21 protein-coding genes and 2 pseudogenes are annotated in these 18,341 nt (G+C 32.4%); 19 read left to right on the plus strand and 4 right to left on the minus strand.

Features of this window, described 5'->3' with window-relative positions; translation table 11 throughout:
- Positions 1–47: 47 nt before the first annotated feature.
- A complete protein-coding gene (locus tag CER22_RS19575) occupies positions 48–326 on the plus strand; it encodes a hypothetical protein (protein WP_000539238.1) in 279 nt (92 codons plus the stop codon).
- Positions 327–447: 121 nt separating this feature from the next.
- Here the strand turns inward: CER22_RS19575 and CER22_RS19580 are convergent, their stop codons facing one another.
- A complete protein-coding gene (locus CER22_RS19580) occupies positions 448–585 on the minus strand; it encodes a DUF3956 family protein (protein ID WP_000443219.1) in 138 nt (45 codons plus the stop codon).
- 201 nt (positions 586–786) lie between these two features.
- Here CER22_RS19580 and CER22_RS19585 point away from each other — a divergent pair, with 201 nt between their 5' ends.
- The 6 genes from CER22_RS19585 to CER22_RS19615 all read left to right on the plus strand — a co-directional run bounded on the left by CER22_RS19585 (position 787) and on the right by CER22_RS19615 (position 4,970).
- Positions 787–1,185, plus strand: a complete 399-nt coding sequence (locus CER22_RS19585; protein ID WP_000464548.1) for a CHRD domain-containing protein — start codon at positions 787–789, stop codon at positions 1,183–1,185.
- A gap of 341 nt (positions 1,186–1,526) precedes the next feature.
- Positions 1,527–1,778: a DUF3947 family protein gene (locus tag CER22_RS19590; protein ID WP_033656336.1), complete on the plus strand. Its 252-nt coding sequence runs from the start codon at positions 1,527–1,529 to the stop codon at positions 1,776–1,778.
- Positions 1,779–2,392: 614 nt separating this feature from the next.
- Entirely contained in the window at positions 2,393–2,893 is a 501-nt protein-coding gene (locus CER22_RS19595) for a sigma-70 family RNA polymerase sigma factor (RefSeq protein WP_088609400.1), read from the plus strand.
- Positions 2,883–3,905, plus strand: coding sequence for an anti-sigma factor (locus CER22_RS19600; RefSeq protein ID WP_088609401.1), 1,023 nt, complete (start codon positions 2,883–2,885; stop codon positions 3,903–3,905). Before CER22_RS19595 ends, CER22_RS19600 begins: the two co-directional genes overlap by 11 nt.
- Positions 3,887–4,198, plus strand: coding sequence for a hypothetical protein (locus CER22_RS19605; RefSeq protein WP_088063285.1), 312 nt, complete (start codon positions 3,887–3,889; stop codon positions 4,196–4,198). Before CER22_RS19600 ends, CER22_RS19605 begins: the two co-directional genes overlap by 19 nt.
- Before the next feature lie 235 nt (positions 4,199–4,433).
- Positions 4,434–4,970: a C1q-like domain-containing protein gene (locus CER22_RS19615; protein ID WP_088082425.1), complete on the plus strand. Its 537-nt coding sequence runs from the start codon at positions 4,434–4,436 to the stop codon at positions 4,968–4,970.
- A gap of 907 nt (positions 4,971–5,877) precedes the next feature.
- Here the strand turns inward: CER22_RS19615 and CER22_RS19620 are convergent.
- On the minus strand, positions 5,878–6,072 hold the full coding sequence (locus CER22_RS19620; protein WP_060488666.1) for a hypothetical protein: 195 nt from the start codon (positions 6,070–6,072) through the stop codon (positions 5,878–5,880).
- 275 nt (positions 6,073–6,347) lie between these two features.
- Here CER22_RS19620 and CER22_RS19625 point away from each other — a divergent pair, with 275 nt between their 5' ends.
- The 6 genes and pseudogenes from CER22_RS19625 (at position 6,348) to CER22_RS19650 (ending at position 11,688) form a co-directional block, all read left to right on the plus strand.
- Entirely contained in the window at positions 6,348–6,938 is a 591-nt protein-coding gene (locus CER22_RS19625) for a hypothetical protein (protein ID WP_088609402.1), read from the plus strand.
- 555 nt (positions 6,939–7,493) lie between these two features.
- Positions 7,494–8,507 carry a glycoside hydrolase family 25 protein gene (locus tag CER22_RS19630; RefSeq protein ID WP_088609403.1) on the plus strand — a complete coding sequence of 338 codons (1,014 nt, stop codon included), beginning with the start codon at positions 7,494–7,496 and terminating at the stop codon, positions 8,505–8,507.
- Between the two features lie 177 nt (positions 8,508–8,684).
- Complete coding sequence (locus CER22_RS19635) at positions 8,685–9,536, plus strand: peptidylprolyl isomerase PrsA (RefSeq protein WP_088063290.1); 852 nt, start codon at positions 8,685–8,687, stop codon at positions 9,534–9,536.
- 457 nt (positions 9,537–9,993) lie between these two features.
- The gene (locus tag CER22_RS19640; protein ID WP_087980343.1) at positions 9,994–10,212 is read left to right on the plus strand and encodes a hypothetical protein; all 219 of its coding nucleotides are present in this window, start codon (positions 9,994–9,996) and stop codon (positions 10,210–10,212) included.
- A gap of 277 nt (positions 10,213–10,489) precedes the next feature.
- Positions 10,490–10,895: pseudogene (locus CER22_RS34115) on the plus strand (hypothetical protein).
- Positions 10,896–11,352: 457 nt separating this feature from the next.
- A complete protein-coding gene (locus CER22_RS19650) occupies positions 11,353–11,688 on the plus strand; it encodes a YolD-like family protein (RefSeq protein WP_088063291.1) in 336 nt (111 codons plus the stop codon).
- Between the two features lie 217 nt (positions 11,689–11,905).
- Here the strand turns inward: CER22_RS19650 and gerPF are convergent, their stop codons facing one another.
- Positions 11,906–12,121 (minus strand): spore germination protein GerPF, encoded by a 216-nt coding sequence (gerPF, locus tag CER22_RS19655; protein ID WP_001141565.1) that lies wholly within the window; start codon positions 12,119–12,121, stop codon positions 11,906–11,908.
- Positions 12,122–12,330: 209 nt separating this feature from the next.
- Here gerPF and CER22_RS19660 point away from each other — a divergent pair, with 209 nt between their 5' ends.
- From CER22_RS19660 to CER22_RS19680, 5 genes and pseudogenes are all read left to right on the plus strand, one after another.
- Positions 12,331–12,666, plus strand: coding sequence for a hypothetical protein (locus tag CER22_RS19660; RefSeq protein ID WP_001066867.1), 336 nt, complete (start codon positions 12,331–12,333; stop codon positions 12,664–12,666).
- A 41-nt stretch (positions 12,667–12,707) separates the two neighbouring features.
- Positions 12,708–12,901: pseudogene (locus tag CER22_RS19665) on the plus strand (hypothetical protein).
- A 132-nt stretch (positions 12,902–13,033) separates the two neighbouring features.
- Positions 13,034–13,741, plus strand: a complete 708-nt coding sequence (locus tag CER22_RS19670; protein WP_088063292.1) for an SDR family oxidoreductase — start codon at positions 13,034–13,036, stop codon at positions 13,739–13,741.
- Between the two features lie 209 nt (positions 13,742–13,950).
- Positions 13,951–14,610, plus strand: a complete 660-nt coding sequence (locus CER22_RS19675) for a DUF6944 family repetitive protein (RefSeq protein WP_088063293.1) — start codon at positions 13,951–13,953, stop codon at positions 14,608–14,610.
- Positions 14,611–14,818: 208 nt separating this feature from the next.
- Complete coding sequence (locus tag CER22_RS19680; protein ID WP_000990228.1) at positions 14,819–15,031, plus strand: YqaE/Pmp3 family membrane protein; 213 nt, start codon at positions 14,819–14,821, stop codon at positions 15,029–15,031.
- A 68-nt stretch (positions 15,032–15,099) separates the two neighbouring features.
- On the opposite strand, the gene CER22_RS19685 is transcribed toward CER22_RS19680, so the two are convergent.
- Complete coding sequence (locus CER22_RS19685; protein WP_131933606.1) at positions 15,100–15,309, minus strand: KTSC domain-containing protein; 210 nt, start codon at positions 15,307–15,309, stop codon at positions 15,100–15,102.
- Positions 15,310–15,775: 466 nt separating this feature from the next.
- Between CER22_RS19685 and CER22_RS19690 the strand changes: the two genes are divergently transcribed.
- Positions 15,776–18,304, plus strand: coding sequence for a PBP1A family penicillin-binding protein (locus tag CER22_RS19690; RefSeq protein WP_088609404.1), 2,529 nt, complete (start codon positions 15,776–15,778; stop codon positions 18,302–18,304).
- The last annotated feature ends 37 nt before the right edge of the window (positions 18,305–18,341 follow it).

Consider the following 18,341-nt stretch of genomic DNA (forward strand, 5'->3'; position numbering starts at 1 on the left):
TGCTCTTTTTTATTGAACAAAACACCCATTTGGAAAGGAGGTTAATAATGGGAGTGACATTAGAAGAATTAGAAAAGTGTTATAATAAAGCCTTTATTGAGGGAGCAGAGTACGTAGCTGTTCAGATTGAAATGGATGGATTTCATAGCGATGAAGTAATTATTAACGACAAATACAGTATAGATTCTAAATTAAAGTATTATAAGAAAACATACAATGAAAATTTAGAACATAGATGGATTCCAGGGATTCGTATTGTAGGTTTTGCATATGGCTATTCGTTCTCAGAAATTCTACATGAATTAGGGTTGCTAGTGAAGAAATGATTAAACAAATAGCAGTTATTTTACGCGATGCCGTGCTTTTAGTGGTGTCTTTTTTTGTTGTGAAGGAAAGATATAAATAAAAAAGAGAGCCTAAGCTCTCTTTTGAATAGATACCTAACGTTTATGCACAGATTGGAATTCCTAATGCTATTAAGGTCAATGCTACTTGAAGAGAAAGTTCTAATCTAGCAATTTCGATTCCAGCGACTGAGACCACTAAAAGAGGTTGTCCATTAACGAACAAAACACAGCTTTCCATACTTTCGCCTCCTTCCGAGTAATCTAATATAGTATATGAATAAAATTCAAATACGTAATAGTCAGATTAATGAATTTAATAGAAATTGATAATTTAACCTATGGTATAAAAAAATTAAGTAGACTAATACCTGATTTATTAACACTATATATGAAGGACAAGAATATATTAGGAGTATATAACAACGTAGGAGTGGTAAATATGTTCTTTGCAAAGTTACGCGGTAGGAATGAAGTTCCACCAGTAGAAACAGGTGCTCGAGGAGAGGCTTTCTTTAAATTAAGCCCGGACAAGCTTAGCTTAAAATTCAAGCTAGATTTATTCGATATAGAGGATGTAGTAGCTGCCCATCTGCATCTTGGGTCAAAAGGAACGAACGGTCCTGTTGTAGCTTTTTTATTTGGACCTATAACAAATCCAGTTTCAATAGAGTGTGCAACTCTTACGGGAATGATTACTCAAGAAGATTTGGTCGGGCCGTTAGCGGGTCAAACATTAGGTACTCTTGTAAATGAAATCATATCTGGAAACATATATATTAATGTTCATACAGTACAACATTCTAATGGTGAAATACGAGGACAATTGAATTATTGTTAATGAATAAAAGTAGTGAAAAATAAAGCATCCGTTTAGGGTGTTTTTATTTTGTGAAGGTTGTATAGATAAGTAATCTATTTTTAGTAATCTTAAACATTCATTTCTAAAATTTTGAAAGTAGTCGAATTTAAAAAATAGTTATCAGAAACTTGTTAATGAAATGCCTCTTCAAAAATTAAATTAGTATTAGTAGATGAACCTTGTAAATGAAATATGAAAGTGTAACAGATAATAAAAATCTTTAAACCTAATCAAAGCTAATAGATTAACTCTCCGCACCCACTGAAATAAAGAATCATAACATAACTTGTAATTACTTTTAGGGAAGTGAGATGAAAGTAATGTTTTATTCTTATTTTGCTACTCAAGCTGGTATGCGACCAGCGTATGGTACATCAATAACGTTTAGTGGAGCACAAAGTACAGTTCAAGCTGTTCAACAAGCATTACAAATGCAACAACAAATGCAAATGCAGCAACAAGGTATCCAGCCGTATTATTCATCTATGGAGTATTTTTACCCAGTGCATCAAATCACACCGTATGGAAGTTCTTTTCTTACTATCCCATATGGAACTGTATTTAATCTATAAATTGAAAGTTTAATCAGTAGGGGGCAGGTATCCCAAACCGATTATTAGTCCTCGCCAATTGGACATATACGGACGATCTGGCTCCTACCTACCTTTCTTGCATGTTCCGAAATTTTTTTGGAGTCTTATTACCCACAAATGGAGAGGGGGATATGTAAGCGTCAAATAGTCCTCACCTACAATTTGTAAATAGCCGATGAGATAATCTCCGTACATACTACAAATGTTTTTTGATGAGATGATACCGATTAAAGAAAAAGTGGGGATTAATTTATCATGAAAAATGATGGTTAGTGGCTCTGTATGAAAGGATACATGAACATTTATTTACGCGGACCAGATTCAGATGTAACAACGAAGTCCTATCTGCGGGTATATCGTACAGGATGATTGTCATATAACTATCAACTTACAAAAAGCAGGAGAACATCTGAATCGTTTTTTTACTGGTTTTGAAAGATATTTACAGCCATAATATCTAGTATTTTGTTTATAATTGTAAATAGTTATTAAAATGTATAAAAGATGTTTTTTTATAAATAAAAAAGAAAAAAGGAAAAACAATGCAACTTTTGAATTTGTTTATTCGTGTTATATATGAAAGGAGGAGGGGGATGGAGATTGAAGAAATATATAAGGTTTATATAAACGATGTGTACCGGTATTTATTTTCCCTTTCTCGTAGCCATCACGTAGCGGAGGACTTGATGCAAGAGACTTTTTATCGAGCGTATCTTTATTTAGAAGACTATGAAAATCAAAAGGTAAAATCATGGCTTTTTAAAGTGGCATATCATACGTTTATTGATTATGTTAGGAAAGAGAAAAAAGTAACCTTTGTAGGAACGGAGGAATTAGAGACAATACAAGCGGAGGAATCTACAGAAGAGTATGTAGTCGCAAAAAATAGTTATGAAAAGTTAATTCAGATTATTCATACTTTACCGGTAATAGAGGCACAAGCTATTTTATTATGTGACGTACATCAATTAACGTACGAAGAGGGTGCTTCTGTATTAGATTTAAAGTTAAATACGTATAAAAGTCACATGTTTCGCGGGAGAAAGAGATTAAAAGAATTGTTAAAGGAGGAAAAGAGTCAAAATGACAAATGATAAACCTCATTCTGAACAAGATGATTATAAAGAACTGTTACAAGAAGCTATTCATCAAAGACCGGCTTCACTATCTGATGGAAAACAAGAGCAATTGTTGAAAATAGGTAAAAAAAGAGCACGTATTACGAATGTTTTAATTGTATTTACTTTTTTATTACTTATTCAACCTATTATATATATATCAACACTCTTATATTATACATTGGCACCTACAAACGCAATGGAGATACGGAATGTAGTAAATCAAACGTTAAGTGTAACAGAACCAAATGTATTTTTGAAAGATAGGGACATGGAGCAAACGTTGTTACCGCTTAGTTTGCAATTGCATTTTGATTTGTATAAAAGAGTAGGAAAGAAAGATATTCGAATAGGAGAAGAGAAAACAGATTATGTATTTAGTAGAGCAACGAAAGTAAGCCGTGAATATACAACAGATGAAAAAATTCCGGAAATCCCGTATATAGACAACGAAGTATTGTCTCATCCTAATAATTATAATGCGTCCTATAATAGTAGCGAAGAAGCGCAAGTATTAAAGGGTCTTCCGCAAGAATCTGTTGTAGAAGCATTTGTATCTTTTAGAGAATTATTAAGTGTACAAGAGGTAACGGATATGTTTCCTACTATTGATATTGTGTGGTATGCCATTAATACAGGATTAGAGGAGAAGCAAACGAATGAAGAGGGTATGTATGTAGCCCCGATTGGCTTTCCAGCAGAAATGATTTCAAGGCCAAGTGGTGCTTTTGAAAGTGATTCACCTCATGAGGAACAATTTATTGATGTTTTAAAGTCATTACAGAAGCATGAAGATTTAGCTGTGAAGCTATCTAGAGCGAAAGTATTAGAGTTGTCAAAGCGTATTTCTTTCCTTGAAAAAAATGGGGTGAAAACATACGGGGCAGTTGTAACTGGGCCTAAAGTAGAAGTTGAAAAATTGATGAGCCACGAAAAAGTTAGAAAATTGAAAGTAGGTGAAGCGAGGTTATGGAATTGGCATTCTTAAAAAAAAGAAAGAATCATATGTATAAACAGGAAACGTGGATGGGGACTATTTCATTAATTATTGCCTTTCTAGCGTTATTGTATTTGAACATTATATTGCTTACTCAAGAAACATTTATAGGTAAAGGTTTTCTGCAAATAGTTGGTATTGGCGTGGTGTGCTCAGTCGTAGGTATGATCACAAAAAGCAAAAGTCGAAAATATGCATTGTGGGCATGTAGTTTATTTGTTTTTATGCTGTTGTTTGCTGTATTTGGATTTATGTTAGGTTGGATGATAAGCTTTGGGCCATAAAAAAAGAGCGAATGTAGATTCGCTCTTTTTTGTATTGAAAGTGAAATAGCTAAGTGAAGAATCCATTAAATTTGAATGGATTGCACGATACATCTAGGTTGTGTTTTTATTAATATGTTTTCCTCTCAAGTGTATATAAATAGGCGATAAGTATAGTGCTAAAACAATAGCTCGTCCAAACATTGCGAATCCCCCTTACATAATATGTAGTAATAAGCATGAAAGGGGAACTAGCATGTCTTGCTATTACTACTGTAAGTATTGTAAAGAGTATAAAAAGAAACAGCATGATTGTTGTAAGAGCACGAATAAGTGTAATGACAACGAGGAGAAGCTTGTTAGGGCATCTGCATTTAGAGCTAGAAATACGGTGAATCAAACGGTTCCTGCCAATACTTTTGTAAAGGTATTGTTCCAAAATGAACAATTTGATTTAGCAAATGAGTATAATCCAGTAACGTCTATTTTTATTCCGAAGACTAGGGGAGTTTACTCTATTATTGGAACGATTGGTTTCTTTCCAAACGATCCTAGTTTAAATTATAGAGCTCGTGTAGAAATTCGTGTAAATGGAAACGCAGCAATAGCTATAGATAATGACTTTTTCGGTCCAATAGGTTTTGGAAATGTAGTAAGTGTTTCGACGATTATTCAATTGAATGAAGGAGATCAAGTTGAGGTTTATGCACAAAGTAGCATAGACGGAGTTTTAAGTCCTTCAGAAGACGGCTCACATTTTGAAGCTGCAAGATTCCCTTCTCCAATTAAATAACGAAGAGAATAAAATACTTTTCAGTAGGTTTAGTTAATCCCCTACACCAAATGGTGGGGGATTATTATTATTTTTCTAAAATATATAAGTAAATAGGCTAAATATAGTTTGTTTCAGGAGAATTTTACATGCTAGGATGTAAGGTTGAAAGTGCTAGCTTATTATGAGTATTAGATATTCTGCAGGTAATAAAAAGAGTACAACGAAACAAGTAACATGGTTGTGAAAGTTCTTAGGCATTACATTTGCTAGTAGTCTTATGGAATAGAAAAGATATCTAAATTTATTAATACATAAAAGGCCGTATAATTACGGGCTTTTTCTTTACTATATAGAAATTACATATTTAACATAGGTTTGTGTAGGTATTGCTATTGTATAGAAAGGAAAAACATTAAGACGATTACACTATATAAAAATAAAATAAATCCTAAGATGAGTAGTATGGGATGCAACTTGAACATTTTTGACCTCCTTGAGTATATAAAGAATTTTAATACATATTTGGTCAATTTAGAAGGGGAATATATTAATGAATGATGATTGAATCAATACACTAATTTAACAGAATAGTGAACGTATAATAAATAAAGGAGTATTGTTGATTACACATTGATTAAATTGTTTATAAGCAGCAGATAGGTTGATCGCCCGTGAAATATAAAAGTGAGCAGGTTTATGTGTACAGAATGCGAGATAAATAAAAAAAAGAGCATACATAAAAAGTACGCTCTAAAGAAAGATAGGTTTTATGAATGGATAATTTTCATACGATAATATATGCTCGGTTAATAAAAACGTGTGAAAAATCAATAGATTATCAATGGAATAACATGAAATGAGTAATTTTGGTCCATTCCCGTAGTCGCGGAGCTAACCAAATTGTAAGGATTGTGAATAGAATGGATTAACAACTGGATAATGATCGTACTTCAGTTTCGTATTTCTTATAGTTTGGATATTGCGTAATAGTTTGACACTTAGGTGTGGAAAGTTGGTTAATTATAGAAACATTTGTAATTACCTCGTTACATGGACCGAAAAATGTGATTTTTAGTTTTGAGTTTGGTGGAACTTTAACCACGATAGGTTTTTTTTTCATAAAATCAGCTCCTCATATGCAGCATCTTATTATGCACTTTTTCGTTCAGATTATAAAGGCGTATTAATATAATATGAAATTTTAGTTGAGTTGATAATAATATGGGGTTTTATGCCGTGGTGAAAATGTGGGAAATGCATAGGAAACTGAGAATGTTCTATAAAATGTTTAATCGATATAATAGGTAAAAGCAAAAAATAAGTAATTTATCTAATACACTTTTTTCCTTGATACATATTATAGTAGTAAGAATTGTATTAGGAGGTAATGAAAGAGTGCAAGAAAATGTACAAGCTCAGCTTTCACCACCGTGGATCACATATTTCAATGAGTTAAAAAATTCAATTGGTGCTGATCCAACTGTTTCAGTTGGTCCGCTAATTCCAGTTGGCGGGAATTATATTATTTTAGTGCATGCGTTAAGTAATGAAAAAGCGATAGCGTTAGCAACGCTTCTAAAATCTTTTGTAGAATTTGGGAATGTAAGTGTAACAGTTATTGTAACTAATAATGAAAATAACATTGTAAATCCACTTCCATGTCCACTAGATGCATTTGAAATTGCTCATTTATTTCAAGTGGCGTTAGAAAATAATCCTTATTTTGAACAAGTTGTTGTACAGCCGCAGCTTCCTGGTGGATCAAATGTTGTCTTTCCAGTTTTTACTGCGCAAGTGATTCAATTTTTTAATGATGATATTTCAAATTTATGTCAAACATTTACTGATGTTGCTGCAAATGTATTTCATGATGTAATGAACGATGACATTTGTGATATCCCAATTTTATTCTCCACAAGCTGTGTTCCGAGCGGTGAGAGTGCACAATTACAAAATACAGAGTTGACACCAAAACTGTTTTACTAAATTGTAAGAAGACATTTTCATTAATAGAAAATGTCTTTTTTGTATGCATAAACGTTACTTTGTCTAGCTAATTACAGGTTAACAAGCTGTGAATAATGAACGAAACTGCCACTGATGAAAGAGTTACAGAATTTCATATAGTATGTAAAAGTAGTCTGTTTGAATTGAAAATATATAAGAAATGTGAGGGAAATCATTTTCGTGAATATAGAATAATCGCAAGAAACACAGTAAGTTAGCTGTCATACATTTGTTTATTAGTCTAAAGAAGATTAATATCGATGAGTAGTAATAATGAAAACGTTTCTAATAATAGCGCTAATGAAAGGTTAATTAATTGATATTATTTACTAATAGATGATAGTGCATATCTCGAATTTGTGAATGAGCTGTATGAAAAATAAATAAAATTAGTGGAAGTTTAATTAAAAGATTATATGTTTTGAAAAATAATATAGATTCTCCTTATTTATATTATAGATAGCTAGTATTAGGCATAAGGGGCTTTCAATAAGACAAGCTTTGAATATGATATTAAAAAGGGGATGAATTGTAGTGGGGTATATTATCGATATTTCAAAATGGAATGGAACTATTGATTGGGATATTGCAGCATCTCGGCTAGATTTAGTTATTGCTAGAGTTCAAGATGGCTCGAATACGGTAGATTTTATGTATCAAAATTATGTGAATGAAATGAAGAAACACAGTATTCCATTTGGTAATTATGCATTTTGTCGCTTTATATCTATTGCTGATGCAAGGAAAGAGGCACAAGATTTTTGGAGTCGTGGCGATAAATCTGCTAAGTTTTGGGTGGTGGACGTAGAAATTCAAACGATGATGGATATGCAAGGGGGGACACAAGCGTTTATAGATGAATTACGCCGTTTAGGTGCGAAAAAAGTAGGGCTATACGTGGGGCATCACACGTATGTATCATTTGGAGCACGTAATATTGAAGTTGATTTTGTATGGATTCCTCGTTATGGAGGAAATAAGCCAGCATATCCGTGTGATATTTGGCAATATACTGATGCGGGAAATGTTCCTGGTATTGGGAAATGTGATTTAAATCAATTAATAGGAAATAAGTCGCTTTCTTGGTTTATAGGTTCGGATCAAGTAAATCAATCTATTCAATTTAACAAAGAGAATACACAGCAATCAAATGGTATTGGTATTGCAGTTTCAAAATATCCTGATGGATATGGCATAAACGTATATGAAAATCCTACGAATCCTCAGTTTACAGGTACAATCACTCAAAAAAATCCATATTTAGTCTTACATGGTTATTGGGAAGACGCAGATAAAGATATGATTTGCTTAGGCAATGATAAACAGTGGGTATATGTAAAACATTTTGATGTAGAATGGTTTTATGCAGTTTCAAAATATCCTGTTGGGTATGGAGTGAATTATTATGCAGAGCCTGAATGTATAAATTATAAAGGAAATATTGATGGATCAAAATCTTTTCGTGTGTGGGGAAGAGCCAAAAATGCAGTAGATATCGGGCAAAATAATTGGATACTGGAAGAACATGTAACTATTAAGAATCTATAGGAATACGTAAAGGGTCATTTTACTGATAAATAGTAAGATGACCTTTAATATTTGAACAAAAAAGAACAAGATACATAGTTTATTCAAATGAAATGAATTACATGTGGAAAACACATTGTTAACACAAGTACATTGTATAGTTATTCTTATATAATAATAAAAGTGAGGTATTTTGAATTGAAAAAGAAAAAGCTATTTTTAGGAACAATTATTTCATGCGTACTACTGGCATTATCGGCATGTGGTTCCTCAGACAATGTAGTAACATCAAAAGTAGGAAATGTTACAGAGAAAGAGTTAAGTAAAGAATTAAGACAAAAATATGGGGAAAGTACTTTATACCAAATGGTGTTAAGTAAGGCGTTGCTAGATAAATATAAAGTTTCAGATGAGGAAGCAAAAAAACAAGTAGAAGAAGCAAAAGATAAAATGGGTGACAACTTCAAATCGACTTTAGAGCAAGTTGGATTGAAAAATGAAGATGAATTAAAAGAAAAAATGAAGCCAGAAATCGCATTTGAGAAAGCGATTAAAGCGACTGTCACAGAAAAAGATGTAAAAGATAACTATAAACCAGAAATGAAGGTAAGTCACATTTTAGTGAAAGATGAAAAGACTGCTAAAGAAGTGAAAGAGAAAGTAAATAATGGAGAAGATTTTGCAGCTTTAGCGAAGCAATATTCAGAGGATACTGGTTCAAAAGAACAAGGTGGGGAAATAACTGGTTTTGCTCCAGGGCAAACGGTGAAAGAATTTGAGGAAGCTGCATATAAATTAAATGCAGGACAAGTAAGTGAGTCAGTAAAAACAACTTACGGGTACCATATTATTAAAGTGACAGATAAAAAAGAATTGAAGCCATTTGATGAAGTAAAAGATCAAATTCGTAAAGATTTAGAACAGCAAAGACTACAAGATACGACAGGTAAATGGAAACAGCAAGTAGTTAATGATTTATTGAAAGATGCTGGTATTAAAGTGAATGATAAAGAATTTAAAAATACATTTGAATTTCTAGAAAAGAAATAATGATTGTAATTAGAAAAGGGAACCTATATAGGTTCCCTTTTCTAGTTAGTGTGTGTGTTATAAATAGATAGTAAGACAATATAATATTACATTTAAATATTAAGAATTTCAATGGGAATTTATGTATTTTTTAAAAATTGGAATGATCAATGCTTCATAGAATGTTGATATTATAATGTTTCGTTTGCTTAATTTCATTCCACTATTTGCATGTAGTCTGATTGGCGCGGGCTAATTAAAACCTGAAGTGATTTAAGTTTTTCTTTATTGAAGTGGATAAACATAATTTGCAGAATGAAACATACAATAGTATTGAAAAAATATTGATGTTAAATGAAGTGAAAAGCAGAGCATTCTACTAAAAAAGAATGTTCTTTTTAGTATGAAATTTTCAGAGGAAAGAATGCTTTTAAAGAAATTATTTAATAGATAAATATATTACGTAGGAGGAGAAAATATGAAAGTAATTTTTCAAAGAGAAGGTGGAGGGAAGGTTTTTGAATCGTATGATGAAGATATAAGCAACTTATTAGCTATTTTAAAAGAAACGAAAGGGATCAAGATTGGGATGGTTGAGTATGAAGTATTAAAATACGAATTAGAGTATTTTCGTAACCCAAAAAAAGCAGTAACAGAGAGGGAGTTACATATAATAGTACAACCAAAATATATGTAATAATAAGGGGCAATTATTTATAAATAGTTTTATACATTATGTACGAAAAGAGAGTGTTTAAATTGCTCTCTTTTCATAGAAATTCATAAGGAATGAATTGTGGTTCGTTATAAATTCCTTAAATTTTGTGAGTTCGTTCTTTATAATATATGCTTTCATTTATAGTTGGTTAATAAACTTGAAAAATTAAAACTTTTTAGTTTAGGCAGGGATTTTATATTCGAGCAGATAAATATTCATATAAAGTATTTTGTATATGAATATTGGAGGAGTAAAAATGAGTTTAGCAAGTTATATAGGGTGCAATGTAGAAATTCCGTTAACGGATCCAGATTCTAATGATGTAATTGTTTTTGGGTCGTGCTTTTCAGATGAAAGTATGCTTGAAATTGTACAAGAGTTTCAATTTCAAACAAGTTACACGTATGAAGTTTCAACGAGCTGGGGCATTGAACTTGTTGAGTGGCAAAGTGAAAAGGAGAAGAAAGAAGCTAAAAAAAGCTATTAGCTTTATGCTCGATTATGGAAGGTTATTTAAATGAGGGGGACTATTTTGAATTATTCAGTTGTTGGGTTGGTGATGAAGATCAGGAACGAGTGGGAGAATTAAATTAAAAATAAATCATTTTAATATAGATGAGATTTGTATCCCGGAAAGAACGCTTGTCAGGATAGAAAAGTAAATATGGAAATATACGTTATTAGAAAAAAGCGACTTCACTTTGTATGAAGTCGCTTTTTCTGTTGATATGTGGACGGCCTATTATATAAGAAGTGAAAAGCTCACTTGATGAAGAAAAAATAAATGATGGATAAAAATATAATTTAAATCATTCCAAAAGAACGTAGGTTCGTGTATAATTAGAACGAATGTTCTTGTATGTGTAGATAGTATACGAATAAGAAATAAAGTGAAACTTTAATAAGCAGGGTGTTCATCGTCCGTTATTTATTAGCTTTCACCAATTAAGCGTTAACGGGCAGTTGATTTTCGTCTTACCTCCTCGCATATAGCGGATTTTGAGGTAGGAGCTTCACTACTTGTTAATGCCGGATAAATATGAGCCTAGCATTATGAAAGAATAATTGAGTACCATTATGTGTGAAATTGAATGGATAAATGATCAAGGAGATAAAGAAATGAATGATGTAAAGGTGCAGAAAATAGAAAGAGAATGGGTTCCATTTACAGTAATGTCGGAACAGTTGTTAAGTTTGCGAAAGGTTATTGGAGAGAAGTTTAAAGTACAAAAACCGCTCTTAACAAACGAAGCAAAAGAGAGAATTTCTGATAAATTATTAACGTCATTATTGTCTGAGAAAGAAATATTGGTGACATATTTTGAAGATGGTTACATCCTTACAAGTTATATGACAGTAGTGCATATAAACCCGCTAAAGCGCATTGTAATATGTACGGACGCATTTTATAAAACTTACGTATTTAATACTTCTGATATTATTGAAATAACGTAAAGGAAGCTGAAATTTCAATTTTAGCTTCCTTTACGTTATTTTAGATGAGGGATATAAATAATGAAACGAAAAAGCAGCTAGCTTCATACTAGCTGCTGAGCCCCAGGGAAAGGGAGAAAAAGATAGGGTACTCCAAAAATCAATAATAGCTGTGTAACAGCCTAATTATAGTATAGACAAATTTAAAATTCCTAAACAGAACGATGAAAAAATAGGATTAGGCTGTACCCACTTGGTTTTGATCTGCAAGGTCAGAATCAAACGTATTAGTCGCGCTCACGCCATTAAAAGTATTAACAACAAAACCAACGTTTGAAGCACCAGATCCATTATAAGCCTTCGTATTTTCTTTCGGAGAAACGTTGTAGAAATCGCCTAAGTTAAATGAACCGTTACTATTTTGTACAACTAAATTCCCTACAACTGAGGGCATAGTTTTCACCCGCTTTACAATCATTTGTTAACATTACTATATGGCCTTATAGTCCAAATGGTTCATGTAACAAAAATTGTGGAATAGTAAAACGTTTGAAGTGTAGCTTAATCCTACAATAAAAGTATGTTAAAATTAATGTAAGGTCGATTAATTTAAAAAAACAATTGTATAATTAATATATACAAAATCAAAGGAGGCAAAATGTAATGAATAATGTTATAAAAAAAGTAGATTTAACAGATGCAAAATCAAGTAATCTTGTTGCACTTATTTATAGCAATGAAGTTATATTGGTTGAAGAAGCATTTTGTCCAAATGAAATAAAATTAAAGTTTAATGAAATTGCAATTTTATCGGCTATTAAAACAGCACATATAATGAAAGTATCCATCAGAAAAGAACTGGAAGCAATTTTTCATGACACTGGTGTTTTATTTGTGAAGCATAGTGTTGATTATGGAAATAGTCAATCTATCACTATGCATTTTGAACAATTCAAAAAGTTGCAAAATGAGATTGAGAATTTAAATAAAAATCGGTAATCAGAATAGATGAAGATTCTTTCATAGAGGTTAACTGTTCTATGTTGAAAAAATGGTTTAAAATTTTTTTAGATGAATCTCACTGTAAGCATAAATATGGTTTTATTAAGGATAATGAAGATTTTAAAAGAGGTAATCTAGGTGTAACTTTTATATATTGTGTGAGAAATGCGGGAAAGAGAAGCTGAAATATAAAAGCAATAACGAAATAAATAATGACTTTTTTGATATATAAGCAAGAGTAACTGTTATGGTTACTCTTTTTGCTTACATAAAAACTCCTACTAAAGTATGAAATGAGTTGATACTTTAGTAAATGGCTGAATGAAAAGGGAGAGTGTAAAATTTTATAAAGGAGGAGAGGTATATGCAGCGAAACGAAACTGGAAAAGTTGTAATGATTACAGGAGTGACGCAAGGATTAGGTCGTGCAATGGTTGATCGATTTCATGAATTGGGATGGAATATATATGGCTGTGGACGTTCAAAAGATAAAATTGAAGAATTGAAAAAATATTACGGTAATATACATGATTTTCAAATAATCGATGTTTCAGACTCCCAGCAAGTAAGTAATTGGGCGAGTTATATACTTCATAGATATAGAGCACCTGACTTGTTAATAAATAATGCATCGATTGTTAATAAAAATGCGCCACTGTGGAAAGTAACAGCTCAAGAATTCGAAAATGTAATGAATGTAAACGTAAATGGTGTAGTAAATGTAATTAGGGCATTTGTCCCAGCGATGGTAGCTAGGAAAGAAGGAATGATTATTAATATGAGTTCTAGTTGGGGCCGAGAGGGAGAAGCTGAGCTGGCGCCATATTGTGCCTCAAAGTTTGCAATTGAAGGTATCACGAAATCTATGGCACTTGAATTACCCTATGGTATGGCTGTAGTTGCTTTAGATCCGGGCGGAAGTATTAGGAGCCCAATGCTGTATTCATGTGCACCACAGTATGTAAATGAATCACCCACACCTGAAATGTGGTCACATCATGCGATTCAATATATATTAAATATAACAATAGATAAAAATGGAGCTTCATTGACATGCCCAGAATGTATGTAAATATATTTTGAATTGTATACGTATCTTTTAATTAGCATATTTTCAGTGATATACGCTTTGTCTAAAAAAAGTACCTTAAAGGTGCTTTTTTGTATGATTAACACATTTTAGAATGCACAAAATTACATATAGAAAATAAATATGAGATAAAGGATGTCATTTGTGTATGGCGAAAAAAGCACTAGAAAATTTCTAAATAGGTGATAAAAATGAATCCAAGCGGTTTAAAAGTGACAGGAGCATGGTTTCAAGTAGGAGGAAATCTTACTGCGGCTATTGGGACGACAAGAGGATTTATTGGAGAAGAGAAAGTTGAATCAGATCTTGTAATTGTAGGAAGCTCATTACAAGCCCTCGGTTATATATTACAAATAATAGCGAGTAATGATACCGGAAATGAAGCTGAAAGAGAAAATCAAAATATGTGTTTGGAGAATAAAAGTGAAATGCTTGATAAAATGGGCATTGAATTATTAGCATTAGGGAATATATCAAATGTAATAGGAACATATTTTAATATAAATAAACAATTGAAAGAGAATGATTATCTCATAATTATCGGGAACAGTTTACAATCGATTGGTGCTTTTTTAGGAGTAGAAGCAGCTTTACTTCAGATGAAAGCAATACAGAGAATTATAATACTAGGTAATTCTTTGCAAAGTTTAGGTGCTGGACTTCAAGCGTATCAAGGTATTATTAATGTATCAAAGAACGAAATAGAAAATGAAGGCAGTATGGTTGATAAGAAGAATGAGAAGATAATAGCACTCATTGGTATTTGGATACAAGCAATAGGAACTATTATTTCTGCGATTGGATTAACTATAATAGAGAAAGAAGACAGATTAGAAAAAATAAAAATATGAAAATACACATTTGATAAAGGAAGGGGGATTTTAATTTTACATACGTGGTAAGATTGAAGTAGTAGGTTTTTAGGCATTTGAATAGAATATATAAGAGTAGAAAAGTTTTTCATGCTTAATTGGAATTTATGAAATATAAAAATAATTGGTTTTGTGAGCGTATGAAAAGAAGAGAGATAAAAAATACAAAACAAGGAGTTTTCAAGAGATGATGTATTTATTGGCAATTCTACTACCACCAGTAGCCGTATTATTTTGTGGAAAACCATTTCAAGCAATAATTAACTTCCTATTAACATTAATATTTTGGGTTCCAGGAGTTATACATGCGATATTAGTTGTACATGATAAAAAAGCAGACCGGAGATTAAAAAAACAAATTGAAGCATATGATGAAATGAATAAGAGGAATAGAAGATAGCTAAGTCTTGAAATGATTGTAAAAAGAAAGGGGGACTACCTCCTTTCTTTTTTTCATTCTGTTTAAGTTTAAATTTTAGTATAGCGGTAAGAATTTTTAATATAAGTATTGTGATAATTAGTTTTAGATTGTGCGCTTAATAAACCGGTGTAAATGTTTTCAGGCACGTTAAAGAAATCATACATTCCATTCTTTAATTGAATGCGCAAAATCATAGAAAAAGGATTATAGCCAACAGCAACTATATTTTTTGAAATCACGGGAGATAGTTTCATCATTACGCAACTCCTCACTTCTCATTTTTAATAATTTCTTGTAGATGTTGAGGTTGTGGTGTTGAAATCCTTATAATTAAAGAGGTATTATACTTATATGCAATATATTAAATGTTCGTTATACGTAATTATAAGGAAGTTCACACGAAGTACATATCGTTGTGCTATTTTTATTTCACCTTTGATTTATAAATAAGAAAATATTGACCATTTGAAAAAAAGGTATATTATTTATACGAGGTATTAAAAATTCACTTTTTACATTCTATGCTTAAAGGGGCAGCATTATTAGGAAAAATAGAAGTGAAAATAGTTTGTATAAGAAGTATTCTAAAATTTATAATCTGTGAATTAGGAAAATATTGAATGCTCCAGGTCGATATACTTTCTTAATTAACTTCAGTTTAGAAAGTGACCTCAATATTTTTAAGTAAATCAACGGGAGAATTGAAAGGCAGGAGAAAGTAACATGTCAGAAAATTATCGTTCTCGAGAGGAACGACGACAAGTTAAAAAGAAAAAACAGCCAGCTTCTAAAACACAAAAACCAAAAGGGAAAACTTCATTCTTTCGTAAGTTTTTAATTACTTGTTTATTACTTGGTATTGTTGGTTTAGTGGCGGGGGTTGCTACCTTCTTCGTAATGATTAAGGATGCACCAAAACTTGAGAAAGCAAAACTTGTTAATCCGTTATCCTCAAAAATTTATGATAAAAATGGCGATTTGGTATATGAATACGGGAAAGAAAAACGGACGAATGTTACGTATGATCAAATTCCTAAATTAGTAGAAAATGCATTTTTAGCAACAGAAGATTCACGTTTTTATGAGCATAGTGGAGTAGACTTTAAAGGTACTGCCCGTGCTGTGTTGGTGAGCCTTAAAGGAGATTACGGCTCACAAGGTGGAAGTACAATAACGCAACAGGTTATTAAAAACTATTTCTTATCGATGGAAAAAACATCAAAACGTAAAGTTCAGGAAATATATTTAGCGTATAAGCTAGAACAACAGTATTCAAAACATGAAATTTTAGAAATGTATTTAAATAAAATTAATTTAGGAAACCGTTCATATGGTATCGCAACAGCAGCACAAAACTACTATGGTAAAGAATTAAAAGAGTTAACATTACCAGAAGTTGCGATGCTTGCAGGTTTACCGAAAGCACCGAATAACTATGATCCAACGAAAACGGACAATATTCAAAGAGCAACAGAAAGAAGAGATGTTGTACTAAAATTAATGAATCGACATGGTTATATTACGAAGGCAGAAATGGAAGAAGCTTCGAAAGTTAAAGTAACAGATGGACTTAAAACTGCAACTGTTCAGGCAATGCCATATCCTGCATTTATGGATGCGGTTGTGAAAGAAGTTGAAAAAGAATTGCCAGATGCTAACATTGGTTCTGACGGTTTAGAAATTTATACAACTTTAGACCGAGATGCACAGAAGTCTGCTGATAGGATATTAAATGAAAATATTATTAATTATCCAAATGATAAATTCCAAGGTGCTTTCACATTTATGGATACGAAAACAGGTGAGGTTCGTGCTATAGGTAGTGGGCGCGGTGAAAATAAAGCAGTATTTAAAGGGCATAATATGGCAATTGAATTAGATCGTGCAGCTGGTTCAACGATGAAGCCAATCTTTGATTACGGTCCTGCTATTGAATATTTAAAATGGGCTACGTACCATCAAATTGATGATTCTCCATTTAAATATTCAACTGGACAAGAACTTCGAAATGCGGACAGAAGTCATTTAGGCCCAATTACTATGCGTGAAGCATTAAAAATGTCACGTAACGTTCCAGCAGTTAAAACTGCAAAAGAAGTAGGACTTAATAAATCAAAGGAATTCTCTGAGAAATTAGGTATTACATTTAATAAACCGCCGGCAGAATCTACCGCTATTGGTACAAACGAAGTATCACCAACTGAAATGGCGGGTGCTTATGCGACATTTGGTAATGGTGGAAAGTATGCAAAACCGCATTTTGTTAAGAAAGTAGTTTATCCAGACGGCAAGTCACAAAGTTTTGAGCAAAAACCAAAACAAGTTATAGCTGACTCTACAGCATATATGATTACTGATATGCTTCGTTCAGTAGTAACATCTGGTACTGGTACAGCAGCAAATATTAGTTCTTTAGATGTAGCTGGTAAAACAGGTACAACAAACTATGATTCAAAACAACTAGCTCAATATAAAATTCCAGAAAGTGCGACTCGTGATAGTTGGTTTGCAGGTTATACGCCGCAATATACGATGGCGGTATGGACTGGATATATGAAAGATGGTAAAGACGAGTATATTAGTAGTAAAAATACGAAAATTGCACAGTTGATCTTTAAAGAAATGATGAGTGAGTTTGCTACTGACAAATCACGCTTTAAAATGCCAAGTAGTGTTATTCAAGAAGGTAGTGAGCTACGTATAAAAGGTGAAAAACGTGATTCTTCACCAAATACGAGCGTACCGGATACAACGGAACAACCAAAACCAGATCAAAAGCAAAAAACTGAAGAAGAGAAAAACAAAGAAGAAGAAAAGAAACAAGAAGAGCTTAAAAAACAAGAAGAACAAAAGCAACAAGAGGAACTGAAGAAGCAAGAAGAACAAAAGAAACAAGAAGAAGAAAAGAAACAAAATGAACAAAATAATGGAAATGGCCAAGGAACGACACCTCCAGCGAATAATGGAGGAGGCCAAGGAAATACAACACCTCCAGCAAATAATGGAGGAGGCCAAGGAAATACGACACCTCCAGCGAATAACGGAGGAGGCCAAGGAAATACGACACCTCCAGCGAATAATGGAGGAGGCCAAGGAAATACAACACCTCCAGCGAATAATGGAGGAGGCCAAGGAAATACAACACCTCCAGCAAATAATGGAGGAGGTCAAGGAAATACAACACCTCCAGCGACCACACAACCAGATACTGGCGGGAATGCAGGAGAAGCCCCTGTCAATAATGGACAATAAGAGAAGTTAATAAAAAGTACAAAAAAGCACTTAAGAT

This window comes from Bacillus sp. K2I17 (assembly GCF_002209985.1).
In the GTDB taxonomy this organism is placed as follows: domain Bacteria; phylum Bacillota; class Bacilli; order Bacillales; family Bacillaceae_G; genus Bacillus_A; species Bacillus_A wiedmannii.

Excerpts from the sequence above, each read along its gene's own strand:
- CER22_RS19575 (WP_000539238.1), top strand. The coding sequence starts at position 48 with ATGGGAGTGACATTAGAAGAATTAGAAAAGTGTTATAATAAAGCCTTT.
- CER22_RS19580 (WP_000443219.1), bottom strand. The coding sequence starts at position 585 with ATGGAAAGCTGTGTTTTGTTCGTTAATGGACAACCTCTTTTAGTGGTC.
- CER22_RS19585 (WP_000464548.1), top strand. The coding sequence starts at position 787 with ATGTTCTTTGCAAAGTTACGCGGTAGGAATGAAGTTCCACCAGTAGAA.
- CER22_RS19590 (WP_033656336.1), top strand. The coding sequence starts at position 1,527 with ATGTTTTATTCTTATTTTGCTACTCAAGCTGGTATGCGACCAGCGTAT.
- CER22_RS19595 (WP_088609400.1), top strand. The coding sequence starts at position 2,393 with ATGGAGATTGAAGAAATATATAAGGTTTATATAAACGATGTGTACCGG.
- CER22_RS19600 (WP_088609401.1), top strand. The coding sequence starts at position 2,883 with ATGACAAATGATAAACCTCATTCTGAACAAGATGATTATAAAGAACTG.
- CER22_RS19605 (WP_088063285.1), top strand. The coding sequence starts at position 3,887 with ATGGAATTGGCATTCTTAAAAAAAAGAAAGAATCATATGTATAAACAG.
- CER22_RS19615 (WP_088082425.1), top strand. The coding sequence starts at position 4,434 with ATGTCTTGCTATTACTACTGTAAGTATTGTAAAGAGTATAAAAAGAAA.
- CER22_RS19620 (WP_060488666.1), bottom strand. The coding sequence starts at position 6,072 with ATGAAAAAAAAACCTATCGTGGTTAAAGTTCCACCAAACTCAAAACTA.
- CER22_RS19640 (WP_087980343.1), top strand. The coding sequence starts at position 9,994 with ATGAAAGTAATTTTTCAAAGAGAAGGTGGAGGGAAGGTTTTTGAATCG.
- CER22_RS19650 (WP_088063291.1), top strand. The coding sequence starts at position 11,353 with ATGAATGATGTAAAGGTGCAGAAAATAGAAAGAGAATGGGTTCCATTT.
- gerPF (WP_001141565.1), bottom strand. The coding sequence starts at position 12,121 with ATGCCCTCAGTTGTAGGGAATTTAGTTGTACAAAATAGTAACGGTTCA.
- CER22_RS19660 (WP_001066867.1), top strand. The coding sequence starts at position 12,331 with ATGAATAATGTTATAAAAAAAGTAGATTTAACAGATGCAAAATCAAGT.
- CER22_RS19670 (WP_088063292.1), top strand. The coding sequence starts at position 13,034 with ATGCAGCGAAACGAAACTGGAAAAGTTGTAATGATTACAGGAGTGACG.
- CER22_RS19675 (WP_088063293.1), top strand. The coding sequence starts at position 13,951 with ATGAATCCAAGCGGTTTAAAAGTGACAGGAGCATGGTTTCAAGTAGGA.
- CER22_RS19680 (WP_000990228.1), top strand. The coding sequence starts at position 14,819 with ATGATGTATTTATTGGCAATTCTACTACCACCAGTAGCCGTATTATTT.
- CER22_RS19685 (WP_131933606.1), bottom strand. The coding sequence starts at position 15,309 with ATGATGAAACTATCTCCCGTGATTTCAAAAAATATAGTTGCTGTTGGC.
- CER22_RS19690 (WP_088609404.1), top strand. The coding sequence starts at position 15,776 with ATGTCAGAAAATTATCGTTCTCGAGAGGAACGACGACAAGTTAAAAAG.